This is a genomic window from Janthinobacterium sp. PSPC3-1, assembly GCF_049896105.1.
In the GTDB taxonomy this organism is placed as follows: domain Bacteria; phylum Pseudomonadota; class Gammaproteobacteria; order Burkholderiales; family Burkholderiaceae_D; genus Janthinobacterium.
Genome location: NZ_JAFCTQ010000028.1, coordinates 1 through 17,986 on the forward strand (window position 1 = coordinate 1; position 17,986 = coordinate 17,986).

The 17,986-nt window shown below is 61.8% G+C and carries 17 protein-coding genes; 1 reads left to right on the forward strand and 16 read right to left on the reverse strand.

The window, feature by feature from the left end; genetic code table 11:
* Positions 1 to 119: 119 nt before the first annotated feature.
* The 16 genes from ACP7B7_RS23295 to ndk form a co-directional block, all read right to left on the reverse strand.
* Positions 120 to 665: a phosphoribosyltransferase gene (locus tag ACP7B7_RS23295; protein WP_308925303.1), complete on the reverse strand. Its 546-nt coding sequence runs from the start codon at positions 663 to 665 to the stop codon at positions 120 to 122.
* Between the two features lie 64 nt (positions 666 to 729).
* Complete coding sequence (locus tag ACP7B7_RS23300; protein ID WP_308925302.1) at positions 730 to 2,043, reverse strand: adenylosuccinate synthase; 1,314 nt, start codon at positions 2,041 to 2,043, stop codon at positions 730 to 732.
* A gap of 3 nt (positions 2,044 to 2,046) precedes the next feature.
* The gene (locus ACP7B7_RS23305; protein ID WP_426078276.1) at positions 2,047 to 3,207 is read right to left on the reverse strand and encodes an ATP phosphoribosyltransferase regulatory subunit; all 1,161 of its coding nucleotides are present in this window, start codon (positions 3,205 to 3,207) and stop codon (positions 2,047 to 2,049) included.
* 241 nt (positions 3,208 to 3,448) lie between these two features.
* Positions 3,449 to 4,345, reverse strand: coding sequence for a protease modulator HflC (gene hflC / locus ACP7B7_RS23310; RefSeq protein ID WP_426078277.1), 897 nt, complete (start codon positions 4,343 to 4,345; stop codon positions 3,449 to 3,451).
* Positions 4,345 to 5,631, reverse strand: coding sequence for an FtsH protease activity modulator HflK (gene hflK, locus ACP7B7_RS23315; protein WP_426078278.1), 1,287 nt, complete (start codon positions 5,629 to 5,631; stop codon positions 4,345 to 4,347). The genes hflC and hflK overlap by 1 nt, the downstream gene beginning before the upstream one ends.
* A 2-nt stretch (positions 5,632 to 5,633) precedes the next feature.
* Positions 5,634 to 6,875, reverse strand: a complete 1,242-nt coding sequence (gene hflX / locus ACP7B7_RS23320; protein ID WP_426078279.1) for a GTPase HflX — start codon at positions 6,873 to 6,875, stop codon at positions 5,634 to 5,636.
* 108 nt (positions 6,876 to 6,983) lie between these two features.
* Complete coding sequence (gene hfq, locus ACP7B7_RS23325) at positions 6,984 to 7,220, reverse strand: RNA chaperone Hfq (RefSeq protein ID WP_008450615.1); 237 nt, start codon at positions 7,218 to 7,220, stop codon at positions 6,984 to 6,986.
* Between the two features lie 250 nt (positions 7,221 to 7,470).
* Complete coding sequence (gene der / locus ACP7B7_RS23330; protein WP_034752028.1) at positions 7,471 to 8,817, reverse strand: ribosome biogenesis GTPase Der; 1,347 nt, start codon at positions 8,815 to 8,817, stop codon at positions 7,471 to 7,473.
* Between the two features lie 5 nt (positions 8,818 to 8,822).
* Complete coding sequence (gene bamB / locus ACP7B7_RS23335; protein ID WP_426078280.1) at positions 8,823 to 9,968, reverse strand: outer membrane protein assembly factor BamB; 1,146 nt, start codon at positions 9,966 to 9,968, stop codon at positions 8,823 to 8,825.
* Positions 9,969 to 10,007: 39 nt separating this feature from the next.
* Positions 10,008 to 10,676, reverse strand: coding sequence for a tetratricopeptide repeat protein (locus ACP7B7_RS23340; RefSeq protein WP_426078281.1), 669 nt, complete (start codon positions 10,674 to 10,676; stop codon positions 10,008 to 10,010).
* 69 nt (positions 10,677 to 10,745) lie between these two features.
* Positions 10,746 to 12,107 carry a histidine--tRNA ligase gene (hisS, locus tag ACP7B7_RS23345; RefSeq protein WP_426078282.1) on the reverse strand — a complete coding sequence of 454 codons (1,362 nt, stop codon included), beginning with the start codon at positions 12,105 to 12,107 and terminating at the stop codon, positions 10,746 to 10,748.
* A 65-nt stretch (positions 12,108 to 12,172) separates the two neighbouring features.
* Positions 12,173 to 13,447: a flavodoxin-dependent (E)-4-hydroxy-3-methylbut-2-enyl-diphosphate synthase gene (gene ispG, locus ACP7B7_RS23350; protein ID WP_426078283.1), complete on the reverse strand. Its 1,275-nt coding sequence runs from the start codon at positions 13,445 to 13,447 to the stop codon at positions 12,173 to 12,175.
* 40 nt (positions 13,448 to 13,487) lie between these two features.
* Positions 13,488 to 14,438, reverse strand: coding sequence for a helix-turn-helix domain-containing protein (locus ACP7B7_RS23355; protein ID WP_426078284.1), 951 nt, complete (start codon positions 14,436 to 14,438; stop codon positions 13,488 to 13,490).
* A gap of 13 nt (positions 14,439 to 14,451) precedes the next feature.
* Positions 14,452 to 15,228: a type IV pilus biogenesis/stability protein PilW gene (gene pilW, locus ACP7B7_RS23360; protein WP_426078285.1), complete on the reverse strand. Its 777-nt coding sequence runs from the start codon at positions 15,226 to 15,228 to the stop codon at positions 14,452 to 14,454.
* A gap of 11 nt (positions 15,229 to 15,239) precedes the next feature.
* Positions 15,240 to 16,415, reverse strand: coding sequence for a 23S rRNA (adenine(2503)-C(2))-methyltransferase RlmN (gene rlmN / locus ACP7B7_RS23365; RefSeq protein WP_308925291.1), 1,176 nt, complete (start codon positions 16,413 to 16,415; stop codon positions 15,240 to 15,242).
* A 116-nt stretch (positions 16,416 to 16,531) separates the two neighbouring features.
* Positions 16,532 to 16,948: a nucleoside-diphosphate kinase gene (gene ndk, locus ACP7B7_RS23370; RefSeq protein WP_426078286.1), complete on the reverse strand. Its 417-nt coding sequence runs from the start codon at positions 16,946 to 16,948 to the stop codon at positions 16,532 to 16,534.
* A gap of 231 nt (positions 16,949 to 17,179) precedes the next feature.
* On the opposite strand from ndk, the gene ACP7B7_RS23375 reads away from it, so the two are divergent.
* On the forward strand, positions 17,180 to 17,854 hold the full coding sequence (locus tag ACP7B7_RS23375) for a Bax inhibitor-1/YccA family protein (protein WP_374694269.1): 675 nt from the start codon (positions 17,180 to 17,182) through the stop codon (positions 17,852 to 17,854).
* Positions 17,855 to 17,986 lie beyond the last annotated feature (132 nt).

Genomic DNA, 17,986 nt, shown 5'->3' on the forward strand with positions numbered 1-17,986 from the left:
CATGCGACCTTGGACAGCAACGCGCTTCAATAGTGCCCGCGGGAGAGGTAAGCAGAATGTGCCGCCCTAGAAAAAAAGACGATACACGATCGTCTTTTTTTAAGCTACACGAAAGGGAATTACTTGCCCGTTTCGCCTTTCTTGATCCATGCCGCCAGCTGGTGCGGGCGCAGGCCGTCGTAGTCTTCGAACGGCTGGTGGATCCACGGGTTGTGCGGCAGCTCTTCCAGGAAGTAGTCGGGACGCACGACGGAGCAGCCTTTCAGCCAGATCACGGCCGATTTGACTTCGGTCACGCCCGGGAAATTGTCTTTCAGGTGACGCGTGACCTTGTCGAGCGTGACGCCCGAATCGGCCAAATCATCGACCAGCAGGATGCGGCCGGCCAGCGGGCCCTTGGTCATCGTCATGTATTTGGCGATATCGAGGTCGCCCTGGGTCGTGCCCTTGTCTTCGCGGTAGGAGCTGGTCGACAGGATCGCCAGCGGCAGGTCGAAAATGCGCGAGAACACGTCGCCGGGGCGCACGCCGCCGCGCGCCAGGCACAGCACCTGGTCAAACTTCCAGCCCGATTCATGGACCTTGAGCGCCAGGCGCTCGATCAGGCGGTGGTATTCTTCCCAGTTCACCCACAGGTGCTGGTCATTGCTTTGTGGCGTAGTCATGATGTTCTGTCTTTATTCGTTGCTTGAAAAAATCCGCCTTGCGGCGGATTGGGGTGCTACGCGTTTATTCGAACGGGTGGCGCAGGACGATCGTTTCTTCGCGATCCGGACCGGTCGAAACCATGTCCACCGGCACGCCGACCAGCTCTTCGATGCGCTTGATGTAAGCGCGCGCCGTCGCCGGCAGGGCCGCCAGCGATTTCGCGCCGACCGTGCTTTCGGTCCAGCCTGGCATCTCTTCGTACACCGGCACGCAGCGGGCCGCTTCTTCGGCGCCCGACGGGAAGATGTCGACCGACACGCCATCGATGGTGTAGCCGGTGCACAGCTTCAGCGTTTCGATACCGTCCAGCACGTCCAGCTTGGTCAGGCACATGCCCGACACGCCGTTGATCTGCACCGAGCGGCGCAGCAAGGCGGCGTCGAACCAGCCGCAGCGGCGGGCACGGCCCGTCACGGTGCCGAATTCATGGCCCACTTGCGCCAGGTGGTGACCGACGCCGGCATCGGTCGGCAGTTCCGACGGGAATGGGCCGGAGCCGACGCGCGTGGTGTAGGCCTTGGTGATGCCCATGATGTAATGCAGCATGCCGGGACCGACACCCGAACCGGCGGCGGCATTGCCGGCCACGCAGTTCGACGAGGTGACGAACGGGTAGGTGCCGTGGTCGACGTCGAGCAGCGAACCCTGAGCGCCTTCGAACAGCAGGTTGGCGCCGGCCTTGTGCGCCGCGTACAGCGCGCTCGACACGTCGGTCACCATCGGACGCAGGCGCGGCACGTAGGCCAGCGCGTCGTCGAGGGTCTTCTGATAGTCGACTTTCGGCGCCTTCAGGTAGTTTTCCAGCACGAAGTTATGGTAATCGAGGTTCTCGGCCAGTTTCTCGGCAAAGCGCTTCTCGTTCAGCAGGTCGGCGATGCGGATCGCGCGGCGTGCAACCTTGTCTTCGTAGGCCGGGCCGATGCCCTTGCCGGTGGTGCCGATCTTCGCATCGCCACGCTTGGCTTCACGCGCCAGGTCGATCGCGGTGTGGTAAGGCAGGATCACGGGCGCCGCGTCCGACACTTTCAGGCGCGAGGCGACTTCGACGCCGATCGCTTCGAGCTTGTCGATTTCGCGCAGCACGTCCGGCACCGACACCACCACACCGTTACCGATGTAGCAGGCCACGCCTGGACGCATGATGCCCGAAGGGATCAGTTGCAGCGCGGTTTTCACGCCGCCGATGACCAGCGTGTGGCCTGCATTGTGGCCGCCCTGGAAGCGCACCACACCCTGGGCGTGATCGGTCAACCAATCGACGATCTTGCCTTTACCTTCATCGCCCCATTGGGTGCCGATGACAACGACGTTCTTTGCCATAATTTTCTTTGACATCACTCAACCTAAGTTTTTAAGAATCCAGCTACTACCATTATCGGCAAGTACCAGCACGCGATCGCACTCGAACTCGTCTTGTTCATTACTGTGACCCGGCAAACTCTGGATCACGACCTCGCCCGCCTTGCGCAACTCGGCGATTTTTTCCTTCAATTCTGGCGCGCTGCCCCACGGCGCGCGGATCGAATGCTTGCGCTCCGCGGTCGGCAACAGGCGCGCCAGTTCGCGCAAATCGAGCGAGAAGCCGGTCGCGGGACGAGCCCGGCCGAACGCTTCGCCGACGTGGTCATAACGGCCGCCGCGCGCAACCGCGTTCGGCAAGCCAGGTACATACAGCGCAAACATCGCGCCGCTTTCATATTGGTAGCCGCGCAGGTCGGCCAGGTCGATCGCCACTTCGGCGCGGCCCAGTGCCGAGCCCGCCAGCGCGGCCAGTTCGGCCAGCGCCTTGAGCACGCCCGGCAATGGCGGCAGCACCTCGCGCGCACGCGCCAGCACATCGATGTCGCCGTACAGGTTCGGCAAGGCCAGCAGCGCGTCGCGCGTGACCGCATCGTAGGAGGCCGTCAGGGCGCGCAAGCCTGGCGCATCTTTCGCGCGCAGCAGGCTGTACAGGGCGGCTTCGTCGCGGCCAGCCGCGTCATCCTGCGCAATAATAGCGCGCAACAGGCCGACGTGCGACAGATCGAGGCGCACGCTGTCAAAGCCGGCCAGTGCCAGCGAGGCCAGCGCCAGTTCCTGGATTTCGGCGTCCGCTTCCAGGCCGGCATGGCCATAGATTTCGGCGCCGATCTGCAGCGGCTCGCGCGTCGCATGCAAGCCCGACGGACGGGTATGCAGCACGCTGCCGGCATAGCACAGGCGGGTGACGGTGGCGCGGTTGAGCAGATGGGCGTCGATACGGGCCACTTGCGTGGTCATGTCGGCGCGCAGGCCGAGCATGCGACCCGACAGCTGGTCCACCAGCTTGAAGGTGCGCAGATCGGTATCCTTGCCGGCGCCGGTCATCAGCGACTCCAGATATTCGAGCAGCGGCGGCATCACCAGTTCATATCCGTACAGACGGAAATTATCCAGCATGAGGCGGCGCAGCTCTTCGATCTTGCGCGCTTCCGACGGCAACACATCGGCAATATTTTCGGGCAAAAGCCAATTCGGCATGAGGGAGCGAGATACGGAAGAAAGTTGAAAAATGCATCAGGCGAGGCAGCGGCGGGCGCGCCAGGCAAGAGGCCGAACCTGATATTTTACGCGAAAAAGTATGGCTTTAGGGATAAGTTGTCGCCACGGCGATAACTCAAGGCAAAAAAACCGCGCTTTTCACCGGCCCGCATGACCATCGCGGCCACAAAAAAGCGGGGCCGGCATCGCTGCCGGCCCCGCCTGAAGTACTGCCCTTGGATTACTTTTTGGCGGCGCCGGCCGAACCGGCCGAGCCATTGCCCTTGAAGTATTTGAAGAACTCCGAGCTCGAATCGACCACCATCACGTCGCCCTTGTCCTTGAACGTGGCGCGGTAGGCTTCCAGGCTGCGGTAGAACTTGTAGAACTCCGGATTGCGGCCAAACGCTTCGGCGTAGATCTGCGACGCCTTGGCGTCGCCCTCGCCGCGCAGCTTCTCGGCTTCGCGGTAGGCTTCGGCCAGGATCACGGTGCGCTGCTTGTCGGCGTCGGCGCGGATCTTCTCGGAATCGGCCGAACCGGTCGAACGCAGCTCGTTGGCCACGCGCACGCGCTCGGATTTCATCCGTTCATACACCGAGTTGTTGATCTGTTCGACGTAGTCGACGCGTTTCAGGCGCACGTCGATGATCTCGACACCGATGGCTTTCGCTTCGGCCGAGACCTTGGCCAGGATCGCTTCCATCACCTTGCCGCGCTGGCCAGAGATCACTTCGCGCACGGTGCGCTTGGTGATTTCGTCGTTCAAGGCGGCCTTGACGATCTGCGACATGCGGTTGCGGGCCGGATTTTCATCGCCGCCGAAGCTGCGGAAATACAGCAGCGGATCACCGATGCGCCATTTCACATAGGCGTCGACCAGGATGTTTTTCTTCTCGGCCGTGATGAAGCGTTCCGGCTCCGGCGTGTCCAGGGTCAGGATGCGCTTGTCCAGGTACAGCACGTTCTGGAACGGCGGCGGCAGCTTGAAGTACAAGCCCGGCTCGCGTATCACTTCCTTGACTTCACCGAGGGCGAAGACGACCGCATATTTACGCTGGTCGACCACGAACACGGTCGAGGAGAGGAGCATGATCGCGATAAAGCCCGCGATCAGGGCGGCTACGATACGGTTCATTAGCGGCTCTCCCGTTCACGCGAAGAGCGGCGCGTATTGACTTCGACTGTCGGCATGGCGTCCTGTGGCAAAACAGTGGTGGTGGCAGGGGCGGCGGCACGCGCGGCAGCGGCGCTGGCGTCGGTCGCGGCCGTCTGGGCGATCAGCTTGTCGAGCGGCAGGTACAGCAGGTTGCTGCCGCTTTTCGCGTCAACCATGACCTTGCTGGCGCTGCTGAACACGGTCTGCATGGTTTCCAGATACATGCGGTCGCGCGTGACGGCCGGCGCTTTCTGGTATTCCACCAGCACCTGCTTGAAGCGCGAGGCATTACCGGCGGCGTTCTCGGTCACCATGGCGCTGTACGCTTCGGCTTCTTCCATCAGGCGGAAGGCGGCGCCGCGCGCTTTCGGAATCACGTCGTTGGCATAGGCCTGGCCTTCGTTCTTCTGGCGCTCGCGGTCCTGGCCCGCTTTCACGGCATCGTCAAACGCGGCCTGCACCTGCTCCGGCGGCTGCACCGCCTGCATCGTCACGTTGGTGATCAATGCGCCCAGCTTGTAGCGGTCGACGATCTGCTGCATCAGCTTCTGGGTTTCGTAGGCCACTTTTTCGCGGCCTTCGTACAGCACGAAGTCCATCTTGCTGCGGCCGACCACTTCGCGGATCGCCGTTTCGGCGACCTGGCGCAAGGTGTCTTCCTGGTCGCGGTTCTGGAACAGCCAGTCGACCGGTCCTTTCAGCGTGTATTGCACGGCGAACTGGATGTCGATGATGTTTTCATCGTCGGTCAGCATCAGCGACTCGTTGGCCTGCTTGTTGCGCAGCGACTGGCGGTAACCGACTTCGACCGTGCGCACCTGCGAGACATTGACGGTTTCGTCGGTCTGGAACGGATACGGCCAGCGCCAGTTGAGGCCGGCCGGTGCGGTACGCGTGTACTTGCCGAACGTCATGACGACGCCGTTCTGCCCCTCTTGCACGATAAAGGCGCCGCTGGCCAGCCAGATGAAGACGGCGATCACGCCCACCACGCCGGCGGTGATGCCGGCGCCCTTCATGTCCGGACGCGGGCCGCCACCGTTGTTGTTGCCGCCGTTATTGCCGCCGTTGTCGGGACGGTTCTTCTGGCCGAAGAAGGCGTTCAGGCGCTGATTGAAATCGCGCCACAGCTGATCGAGATCCGGCGGACCTTCGCCGGGCTTTTTGCCTTCTTGGGCTTTCTTGCCGTCGTCCTTGTTGTTGCCCCAGCGGGGGTCATTCAGGGACAACTTCAAGCCTGTTTTTTTGAGTAGGGAGACAAGCATAACTATCGTGTTCCGACTTTGGAGTGGGTGGAAATACCATCGTCCGGGCCAGTTTCTTCGGCCTGGTCCCGGGCGGCGCCATCGTGCTGGCCAGCGTGATCGTCTTGCTCTTCCTGCTCGTCGATCAACTGGCCGTCCTGTGCTGCATCGTACTGATAGAGGTGGGCCGAACGCGGCGCGCTCTTGGCCATCTCGACGATGGCCTCGCGCAACAGGTCCAGCCCGCTGCCCTTGTGCGCGCTGACGAATACGCGGCTGAGCGTGCCATTTTCATCGCGCTCCACCGAAGGCTCCAGCCCGGCCGCGTCGATCTTGTTCCACACCAGAATTTGCGGAATATGATCGGCGCCGATCTCTTGCAAGACCAGGTTGACCTGCTCGATCTGCTCCATGCGCACCGGCGACGAAGCGTCGACGACGTGCAGCAGCAGATCGGCATGGATGGTTTCTTCCAGCGTGGCGCGAAACGCCGCCACCAGCTGGTGCGGCAATTCGCGCACGAAACCCACCGTGTCCGAGATCACCACATTGCCCACTTCCTGGCCGAGATAGACCCGGCGCGAGGTGGTGTCGAGCGTGGCGAACAGCTGGTCGGCCACATACACGCCGGCCTTGGTTACGGCGTTGAACAGGGTCGACTTGCCGGCATTGGTATAGCCGACCAGCGAGACTGAAAACGTGTGATTGCGGCCACGCGCGCGGCGTTGCGTTTCGCGTTGCTTGTGCAGTTTTTCCAGCCGTGCGCGCAGCGCCTTGACCCTGTCGCCGATCAGGCGGCGGTCGGTCTCGAGCTGCGTCTCGCCGGGGCCGCGCAGGCCGATACCGCCCTTTTGCCGCTCAAGGTGAGTCCAGCCGCGGATCAGGCGCGTGGCCAGATGCTGCAGCTGGGCCAGCTCGACCTGCAGCTTGCCCTCGTGGCTTTGCGCGCGTTGCGCAAAGATGTCGAGGATCAGGCTGGTACGGTCGAGCACGCGCACATTCAGGCGCTTTTCCAGATTGCGCTGCTGTGCGGGCGAGAGGGCATGGTTGAAGATGACGATTTCCAGGCCATCGTTGACGACGGCGTCACCGATCTCGTCCGCCTTGCCGCTGCCGACGAAATAGGCGGAATCGGGACTGGAACGCTTGGCGGTGATGGTGGAAATCGGGTCGGCGCCAGCCGAGCGCGACAACAGCATCAGTTCCTCCATGCTGGCGGCAAAGTCGCTGTGACCGAAGTCAACTCCGACTAGTGCCGCGCGCATGATGGCAACAGACAGGTTGTCGCGAGCGCCGATGCGGATGCATCAACGCCGCTGGCACGGACGCAGGCGATGGAAGGTGAAAGGCGCGGGGCCGTCAAGCTCAACGCTTTACTCCGCTTCGGATTCAATATTGAGATTGACGGCACGGGCCGGCACCACTGTCGAGATGGCATGCTTGTACACCATCTGTGTCACCGTATTGCGCAGCAATACGACATATTGATCGAACGATTCGATATGGCCCTGCAATTTAATGCCATTGACCAGGTAGATCGAGACAGGAACATGCTCTTTGCGTAATGCATTGAGGAATGGGTCTTGTAACAGTTGCCCTTTGTTGCTCATAACAGCTCCGTTTGTTTATGTTGTTGTGTAAGAATTGGAGGCGACTCGCTTGATTTCAAGTGCTCTCACACCTCTCTCGCAGAGAAAGATGCTTCACAGCTACTGTAACCTGTTTTCGCGATCGCTGTCGCGCAGGGTGCATTAACAGATTATTATTCTGGCGTTAATGCCCACGAATGGCAATCTTATTTGCTATCGGCGCCGCATTATTACCGCGGCGCCTTAATTAACGCTTAATGTTGCGCCGGATTTATTTGCTCGGCGTGCGCGCAAACGGATTTTTACCGGTGCGCAGTTCGATCCGCAATGGCGTGCCGACCAGCGCAAAAGTATCGCGGAAATGTTTTTCCAGATAGCGTTTGTACGGGTCGCCCACGGCGTCGAGCGCATTGCCGTGGATCACGATCACCGGCGGGTTCATGCCGCCCTGGTGGGCGTAGCGCAGCTTCGGACGGATCGAGCCCTTGCGGCGCGGCTCCTGCTTCTCCACCGCTTCGATCAGGGCCCGCGTCAGCTTCGGCGTCGACAGGTCGCACATGGCGGCCGCATAGGCGGCGTTGAGCGACTTCATCAGCGGACCGATGTTGGTGCCCTTCAGCGCCGAAATGAAATGCATCTGCGCGAACGACAGAAAGTCGAGCTTGCGGTCGATATCGATCTTGATCTCGTCGCGTTCGTGCGATTGCAGGCCGTCCCACTTGTTGACGGCCACCACCAGCGCGCGGCCCGATTCCAGAATAAAGCCGGCGATATGCGCGTCCTGTTCCGAAATATCCTGCTGTGCGTCGAGCATCAGCACCACCACGTTGGCTTCCGAAATCGACTGCAGCGTTTTGACCACCGAGAATTTCTCGATCGCTTCGAACACCTTGCCGCGGCGGCGGATACCGGCCGTGTCGATCAGCGTATATTGCTGGCCGTCGCGTTCGAACGGGATTTCGATCGAGTCGCGCGTCGTGCCCGGCATGTCGAAGGCGATCACGCGCTCTTCGCCCAGCAGGGTGTTGATGAGGGTCGACTTGCCCACGTTCGGACGGCCGACCAGGGCGATCTTGATGCCGCGATCGGTTTTTTCCAGCTCTTCCGGTTCATCCGGACGCTGCGCGAAGGCCAGGTCCAGCATCACTTCGACCAGGTCGTTGACGCCGTCGCCGTGCGCGGACGAGATCGCATACGGATCGCCCATGCCCAGTTCATAGAACTCGGACACCACGGCCGTATAGCGCATGCCTTCGCTCTTGTTGACCACCAGCAGAACGGGACGACCGCTCTTGCGCAGGAAGTCGACGATGGTCTTGTCATGCGGCGTCAGGCCCTGGCGGCCGTCGACGATGAACACCACCACGTCGGCCTCGGCCACGGCCTGCTTGGTCTGCAGTGCCATCTGGTGCATGATGCCTTCCTTGGCGACGGGTTCGAAACCACCCGTATCGATGACCAGGAAGGGACGTTCGCCGACACGGCCTTCGCCATAGTGACGATCGCGCGTCAACCCAGGCAAATCCGCCACCAGCGCATCGCGCGAGCGGGTCAGACGATTGAATAAAGTCGATTTCCCAACATTGGGTCGACCTACTAGTGCAATTACCGGCTTCATTTGTATTACTCGACCGCGAGAGCGGTCACTGTCCCTGATTGGGTTTGAAAAATCAAATTCGAACCTGCGACCACCGGCACCGAGACGATCGGGCTGCCGTCGGTGCTGACCCGACCTATTAATGCGCCATCTTCCCGTGACAGGAAGTGGATGTAACCTTGATAGTCGCCGATGGCCACGCTGCGGCCATACGATGCGGGCGTGGACAGGCGGCGGCGCGCCAGCGCCTCGTTCTTCCAGGCGCCCTGCCCGCCTTCGCGGGCGAATGCCAGCACGGTGCCCTGGTCATCGGCGGTAAACACGAAACGCTGGTCGACCGCCACGCCCACATCGGACGAGACCGGCTTGGTCCAGCGCGGCACGCCCGTGGCGGCGTCGAAACAACCGGCCTTGCCCTGGTAGGTGACGGTGCACACTTCGCCTTCAAACACCACCGGCGTGCCGGCGATGTCGGAGACGCGTTCCAGTTCGGTGGCGCCACGCGGTTCGCTGACCACGGTTTCCCAGCGCACCACGCCGGTGGCCGCCGTCAGCGCCACCAGCTTGCCGCCCGGCTGGGCGACATACACGTTCGTGCCGCCGAGCACCATGCCCGGCGCATTGCGCAGGGTCAGGGCCGGTGTCGTACGCTGCACCACCCACTTGCGTTCGCCGGTCCTGGCATCGAAACCGAGGATGCGGTTGTCGACGCTGCGCACAACCACCACGCCTTCGCCGACCACCGGCGCCGTCAGCACTTCGCTTGACGCCTGGGCTTTCCACAGTTCCTTGCCATTCGCGTCAAACGCCAGGATCACGCCCTTGGCGCCGCCGACCGCCACCACGTTGCCGTCGGTGCCGGGACTGGACGTGATGTCGGCGCCGGCCTTGATGCGCCAGGTTTCACGGCCGGTGGCCGCATCGAGGCGCGCCAGCGCGCCATCGGCGTTGACCACGTACAGGCTGCCGCCGGACAGTGCCGGAGTGAACGCATACACGCCCGACTTGCCGATCGAATACTTCCATGCTTCGCGCACGGCCATGCTCGATTTTAACTCGACCAGCTTGGCCGGCTCGGTTTTCGGATCTTTCTTGGCAAACGGATTCCATGACGAGCAACCCGCCATCAAGACCAACAGGCTTGCCGCTACCAGCTTTTCAGTGAGACGCATAAATGTTATCCAACCTTTTTCTTGTACTTGTAAGGACTATCAGGCAGCCGCTGGTGCGGCCTTGGCCTTCTCTTCCGGCACGCTGCCGCCGATCGCTTCCAGTTTCACCTGGATCAGCTGGCGGCCAGGGTTGTTCTTGTCGGTCGCGGTGAACGCGGCCAGGTAGGCGGTGCGCGCATCGGCCAGCTTGTTCTGCGCGACCAGGATATCGCCCTTGCGGTCGGCCACGGCGCCGGCGAATTGCGGCACGCTGGCGCCCGACAAGGCTTTCAGGGCGTCGTCGTAGGCTTTTTCATCGAGCAGCACGCCAGCCAGGCGCAGCTTGGCGATCACCTTGTACTCTTCGCTGCCGTGCTCGGCTACCCAGGTCAGCTGGGCCTTGGCGGTTTTCAGGTCGTTCGCCTCAAAAGCCGCCTTGGCCGCGGCCAGGCCACTCATCTGTGCGTACGCCGTGCTGCCGAAGCGCGACTGCATGTCGCCGGCCGCGCGCTGGATCTTGGCGGCGTCCTTGGCGGCGATGGCGCCTTGCAGCTCATCGTACAGCTGGCCCGCCTGCGCGGCCTGGGTGCGCTGGTAGTACTGCCAGCCAGCCCAGCCGCTGTAGCCGGCCAGCGCCACGATCAGGACCCAGGAGGTCAGGTTGCCATAGCGCTTCCACCATGCCGAGAGGGATGCCAGTTGTTCTTGCTCTTCGTGATCGTATGCCATGAGTCGTCAGTGTAATGAGTAGTGGATCGAGGGGTACGCCATGTTGCCACATTGCGGCGGCAACGTAGTTCAATGATGGTGATGCACATGGCCGCCAGGGCCGTGGTCATGACCGCAATCGTGGTCGCCGATGATCTGGTCGACCACGTAGTCGACGACATCGTCGAACGGCACCGTGTTCTGCTGCGCCGCGCCTTCGGCGTCGCGCAGCGCTTTCACGGTGGCGACGTGGTTGGCGACTTCATCGTCGCCGAGGATCACGGCAAACGAAGCGCCGCTGGCGTCGGCCTTTTTCATCTGCGTCTTGAAGCTGCCGCCGCCATTGCTGGCCGCGCAGTGCAGCACCACGTCCAGGCCCGCGTCACGGATGCGCTCGGCCAGCACGAAGGCTTGCAGGCCCGCCTGCTCGCCCTGGTGCACCAGGTAGACGTCGCACTGGGCCGGGGCTTCCGGTTCGGCCGCGTCTTTCATCAGCAGCACCAGGCGCTCGACGCCCATGCCGAAGCCGACGGCCGGGGTCGACTTGCCGCCGAACATTTCGACCATGCCGTCATAGCGGCCGCCGGCACACACCGTGCCTTGCGCGCCCAGCTTGTCGCTGACCCACTCGAACACCGTGCGGTTGTAGTAGTCGAGGCCGCGCACCAGGCGTGGATTGATGGTGAACGGAATATTGTTGTGATTCAAAATCTTCTGCAGGCCGTGGAAGTGGGCCAGCGATTCTTCGCCCAGGTAGTCCAGCAGCTTGGGCGCGCCATTTACCAGTTCCTGCATGGCAGGGTTCTTGGTGTCCAGGATGCGCAGCGGATTGCTGTGCAGGCGGCGCTTGGCTTCTTCGTCGAGCAGCTCGCTGTGGCTTTCCAGGTAGGTGATCAGGTCGGCGCGGTGGCGCAGGCGCTCGGCCGCGTCGCCGATCGAATTGAGTTCCAGGCGGATGCCTTCCAGGCCCAGGTCATCCCACAGGCGGCGCGACAGCATGATGATTTCGGCGTCGATATCCGGGCCGGTGAATCCAATCGCCTCCACGCCGAACTGGTGGAACTGGCGGTAGCGGCCCTTCTGCGGGCGCTCGTGGCGGAACATCTGGCCCTTGTACCACAGGCGTTTCGGGCCTTCGTAGACCAGATTGTGTTCGACCACGGCGCGTACCACGCCGGCCGTGCCTTCAGGGCGCAGGGTCAGGTTGTCGCCGTTCATCGAATCGGTGAACGAATACATTTCCTTTTCGACGATATCGGTGACGGCGCCGATGGCGCGCGCGAACAATTTGGTTTCTTCCACGATCGGCGTGCGGATCTGCTGGAAGCCATAGCTTTGCAGCACCGACTGGGCCGTGTTTTCAAACAATTCCCACAGCGGCGCATCGGCCGGCAGCACGTCGTTCATGCCTTTGACGGCGGTGATTTTATCGGCTTTTTTATTTTCGGACATATGTGTTCTTCTTTACTTTTTGCTTTACCTGAGTTGTCGGATTACGCCCGGAGGGCTAATCCGACCTACGCCGTTACCGTGGCGGCAGCGCCATAATGGCTTTTTACATACTTCAGGACGATGTCCTGGAATTCTTCGACGATGCGCTCGCCACGCAGGGTGACGACTTTTTCGCCATCGACAAACACCGGCGCGGCCGGCGATTCGCCGGTGCCGGGCAGGCTGATGCCGATATTCGCATGCTTCGATTCGCCAGGGCCGTTGACGATGCAGCCCATCACGGCCACGTTCATCGCTTCCACGCCCGGATACAATTTTTTCCATTCCGGCATCTGCTCGCGCAGATAGGTCTGGATATTGTCGGCCAGTTCCTGGAAGGTGGTGGACGTCGTGCGGCCGCAACCGGGGCAAGCGATCACCATCGGCGCGAACTTGCGCAGGCCCATGGTCTGCAAAATTTCCTGTCCGACGATCACTTCGCGCGTGCGGTCGCCACCCGGTTCGGGCGTGAGCGAAATGCGGATGGTGTCGCCGATGCCCTCTTGCAGCAATACCGACAGCGCCGCCGTGGATGCCACGATGCCCTTGCTGCCCATGCCCGCTTCGGTCAGGCCCAGGTGCAGCGGATAGTCGCAGCGTTTGGCCAGCTCGCGGTAGACGGCGATCAGGTCCTGCACGCCGGACACCTTGCACGACAGGATGATCTTGTCGCGCGCCAGGCCCAGCTCTTCGGCGCGCACGGCGTTTTCGATCGCCGACGTGACCAGCGCTTCGTACATCACCGCCTGCGCCGGCCATGGCTCGGCGCGGCCCGCGTTTTCATCCATGATGCGCGCCAGCAGGGCCTGGTCCAGGCTGCCCCAGTTCACGCCGATGCGCACCGGCTTGTCGTAGCGGCAGGCCGCTTCGATCATCTGCGCGTATTGCGTGTCGCGCTTGGCGCCCTTGCCGACGTTGCCCGGATTGATACGGTACTTCGACAGCGCGCGTGCGCAATCGGGATAGTCGTTCAGCAGAGTGTGGCCGTTATAGTGAAAGTCCCCTACCAGCGGCACGTCGATGCCCATCTTGTCGAGCTGGTCGCGGATATACGGCACGGCCATCGCCGCTTCGGGCCGGTCCACCGTCAAGCGCACCAGTTCCGAACCGGCACGCGCCAGTTCCTTGATCTGGATCGCCGTGCCGATGGCGTCGGCGGTATCGGTATTGGTCATCGACTGCACCACCACGGGGGCGTCGCCGCCCACCCAGATCTGGCGCTGGCCGTGGGCGACCAACACCTTGCGGCTGTCGCGCCGGCCGGACGGGCCGGAGCCGATCGCTGTATTCGAGGTAGCCATATTCATAGTCTTGTCTTGTTGAACGAGTTACTTGACGCCGTTACTTGATATTGACGCGGGAAATCGTGCCGCCCGAAATGGTCGGCAGGTCCAGCCTGGCGCCACGCAGGGTGGCCTGCACCACGTCAGGCTTGCCCACCACCAGCACGGCCGGGCCGGTGATATCAAACGTTTCCGTGCTGCCCGCCTTGACCAGGCGCGAAATCAGCGGCGTGCTGCCGGGGCGGCGAATTTCAACCCAGGAATCCTGTTCCACCTTCAGGACCAGCGCATTGGCGCTGGCGACGGCCGGCGCTGCCGCTGGCGTCTCGGCGGCCGGCGCCGGCACGGTGGCAGGCGCTGCGGCCAGGGTGGAGGCTGGAGCGGGCGCAGGCGCGTCGTTGCTGCTACCGGCCGGTGGCGGCACGGAAATCAGCGGCACCGACGGCGTCTGCACCGGCGACAGGTCCTGGCCCGGCTTGATCAGGGTGGTTTCCACCGGCGCGGTCACGCCCGTATGCACGGCTTCCTTGTCGCCATGGGCAAACAGGGTCTCCGGCACATAACCCATTTTATAGGCGCCAAAAGCGGCGGCGGCCACCACCGCCACGGCGCCGGCGATCCAGACGCCGGAATGCGAGGAGCGTTGCGTCATTGACGGGAAGCGCGACTCGGAAAACGTGGCCGAAATATCGCGGCGCGCAGGCGCGGCCTGGTGTTCGTGCACCGGCGTCGGCGGATGAACTTCGATCATCGCCACCAACGGCGCCGCATCGAGCCGCACCACCTTGGCATAGGCGCGCACGAAACCGCGCACCACGGCCAGGTTCGGCAAGGCCGCCACATCGCCCTCTTCCAGCGCCACCACCTGGCGCGGCGCCAGCTTGAGCTGTTCAGCCACCTGCTCCACCGGCCAGCCCAGTGCTTCGCGCTGCGCCTTCAGTTGTGCGCCTGCCGACGCAAGATTGCCCTGGGGCTGCTGCTGAGGTGTTTCTGCCCGCTCTGAATTCATTGGTATCCCTGTCTCACTCATCAAACGCCCCACTTTGATAAGCAGCATATTCGGGCGAGCCGGAATGGTGGCGGCGCAATTGCGCCACCAGGCCAGCTTCCGCACCCGCATCTCCGAGCTTATGCCGCACCTTGATCGCTAGCCACAGCACATCGGCCGTCTGGCTTTCCATTATCGTTACACCGCCGAGGCGCTCGAGATAGCGCGCCGCCTGCCGGTAGTCCTGCTGTTCGTAATACGTGCGCGCCAGTCCGGCGTACGTGCTTGCCACGCCCGGCGCCAAGCGCTCCGCGCGCAGCCAGTAAGCGCTCGCACGCGCATAATCCTTCATTGCCAGGCTGCAAGCGCCGCCATTGTTCAGCGCCTTTTCCGGCGTCACGTAGGCAGCATCTTGCAGCGCGGCGTCAAAATACGCCAGCGATTGCGCCGCACGCCCGGTCTGGCACAGGAACTGGCCATAATTATTGCTCAACTCGGGATTGTGGGGCGCAAGGCGCAATGCGTAAAGAAAATCTTTTTCAGCAGGCGCGGGCTGGCGCATGGCGGCGAGGATCAGCGCGCGCATGCCGTAAGCCTGGGCCTCGCCCGGCGCCAGAGTAAGCGCCTGCTCCACCTCTTTCAAGGCAACGCCGAACTGGCCTTGTTCATAGTAGGCGCTGGCCAGTTGCAGGCGCAGCGCGGCACGTTCGCGCAAGGAGGCGGCTTGCGCCTTGTCCGCGGTGGAAGCACAGCCGGCCAGCAGCACGACCAGGCTGACAGCAGCCACGGCAAGCGCGCGAGGGTAAGCCATGCCTCCCCGCATCAGGAGCGGATCTCGACGATCTTGCCGAAATTGGCGCCGAACTTTTGCTGGTATTCCGTCATTTTTTCCATCCGCTCCTGCACCCGCGTGCGGTCCTTGACTTCGCCGGCCAACTGGCCGCAGGCCGCATCGATATCGTCGCCGCGCGTCTTGCGCACGGTGGTGATGATGCCGCCATCCATCAGCACCTGGGCAAACGCCTTGATGCGCGGGTTTTTCGAGCGGAACAGGCCCGACTCGGGAAACGGGTTGAACGGGATCAGATTGAACTTGCAGTTCACGCCGAACTCGCGGTCCTGCACCAGCGCCAGCAGTTCGCGCGCGTGCTCGTCGCTGTCGTTGACGCCGTCGAGCATGCAGTATTCGAAGGTGATGAAGTCGCGCGGCGCGAATTCCAGATAGCGCTTGCAGGCCGCCATCAGCTCCTTCAACGGATATTTCTTGTTCAGAGGAATCAAGCCATCGCGCAAGGTATCGTTCGAGGCGTGCAGCGAGACGGCCAGGGCCACCGGCACTTCCTGCGACAGCTTGTCCATCATCGGTACCACGCCCGAGGTCGACAGGGTCACGCGGCGACGCGACAGGCCGTAGGCGTTATCGTCGAGCATCAATTTGAGCGCGGTGACGGTCGGCTCGAAGTTCAGCAGCGGCTCGCCCATGCCCATCATCACCACATTGGTGATCTGGCGCTCGCCCTTCGGGCCCGGCTCGATGCCCTTGGTGCGGCGCAGTTCGAATTCCGCCATCCACAGCTGGCCGATGATCTCGCCCACGCTGAGGTTGCGGTTGAAGCCCTGCTTGCCGGTCGAGCAGAAACGGCAGTTGACGGCGCAGCCGGCCTGGGTCGAAATGCACAGGGTGCCGCGGTTTTCTTCCGGGATGAACACGGTTTCCACGGCATTGCCATTGCCCACGTCGACCAGCCACTTGCGCGTGCCGTCGGTGGAGGTATGGTCGCTGATGATGGCCGGGGCGCGCACTTCGGCGCGCGTGGCCAGCTTGTCGCGCAGCGACTTGGCCAGGTCGGTCATGGCATCGAAGTCGGAGGCGCCAAACTGGTGTATCCAACGTTGCAATTGTTTCGCACGAAACGGTTTCTCTCCCAACTCGGCGCAATAAGCGATCAGCTGCGCGGGATCGAGGTCCAGCAAGTTGGTGAGGGTAGTCGTCGTCATGATGTTGCCTATTCTAAAAATCCGTCCCCGCGCGCAGAAGAAACAAGCGCAGCGGGAACAGGGGGTGATAAAGTTATTTCACAGATAACGCCAGGAAATAACGTTATCCAAGGCGATTAGGCCTTCAATTCTGGGAAGAAGTAAGCGATTTCCACTTGAGCAGCTTCGACAGCGTCCGAACCGTGAACGGCGTTGGCATCGATCGAATCGGCGAAATCGGCGCGGATCGTGCCTTTTTCCGCTTTTTTCGGATCCGTTGCGCCCATCAGGTCACGGTGGGCCAGAACGGCGTTTTCGCCTTCCAGGGCCTGGATCATGACTGGACCGGAAACCATGAAGGTCACCAGGTCGTTGAAGAAGCCGCGCTCTTTGTGCGCTGCGTAGAAGCCTTCAGCTTGTTCGCGCGTCAGTTGGGTCATGCGGGCTGCAACGATCTTCAGGCCAGCGTTTTCGAAACGGCTGTAGATTTGGCCGATTACGTTTTTTGCAACTGCGTCTGGTTTGATGATCGACAGGGTGCGTTCGATTGCCATGTGTGAAAACTCCAATAAAAAGAAAGGTTTAAAACAATAATTGATAGTTCAATCAACCTTCGATTTTACCATACTACGCTTCATGTCACCCAGCATGACAGTCACGTTCCTGCAACCCGGCTGCGTTTAATGCAATCTTAAGCTGGTTTTTTTGCAAAAAAGCGGGTCCATGCTATCCTTGCACAAAGAAGTAAATCGATTTGACAACACGGAGGCTTTATGAATCAGAACATGCAACGCACCTTTGACCTGTCGGGAGGCATGCAACAAGTACGCCATCAGGTCTTGCGCAATACCTACTGGCTGCTGGCGCTGTCCATGATACCGACCGTGCTGGGCGCTTTCATCGGCGTGCAGATGCACCTGCCGATGCTGACCGGCGGCATGGGCTTCATCATCTTCATGGTGGTGGCGTTCGGCTTCATGTACGCGATTGAAAAAACCAAGAATTCCGGTCTCGGCGTCGCCGTGCTGCTGGGCTTCACCTTCTTCATGGGCCTGATGCTCACGCCTATCCTGACCCGCACCCTGGGCTACTCGAACGGCGGCATGCTGATCATGACAGCCTTCGGCGGCACGGCCACCATCCTGGCCGTGATGGCGACGATCGCCACGGTCTCGAAGCGCGATTTTTCGGCAATGGGCAAATGGCTGTTCGCCGGCGTGATCGTGCTGATCCTGGCGTCGGTAGCAAATATTTTCCTGGGCCTGTCGGCACTGTCGATCGTGATCTCGGTGGTGGCGATTGCGATCTTCTCGGCCTACATCCTGTATGACGTGCAGCAGATCATCAACGGCGGCGAGACCAACTACATCTCGGCCACCCTGCGCATCTACCTGGACGTGTACAACATCTTCACCAGCCTGCTGTCCCTGCTGGGCTTCGCCGGCGGCAGCCGCGATTAAGCGCAGTCGCAAAATACGTCCATGGCTGCGTTGCGGCGCCTCGCCGTACTAGCGTACTGCCTTCGGCGCCACGCCTTGCCCTGAACGTTTTTGCGAAGCACTTATAATTGGAATGATGCAGCAACAAAAAAA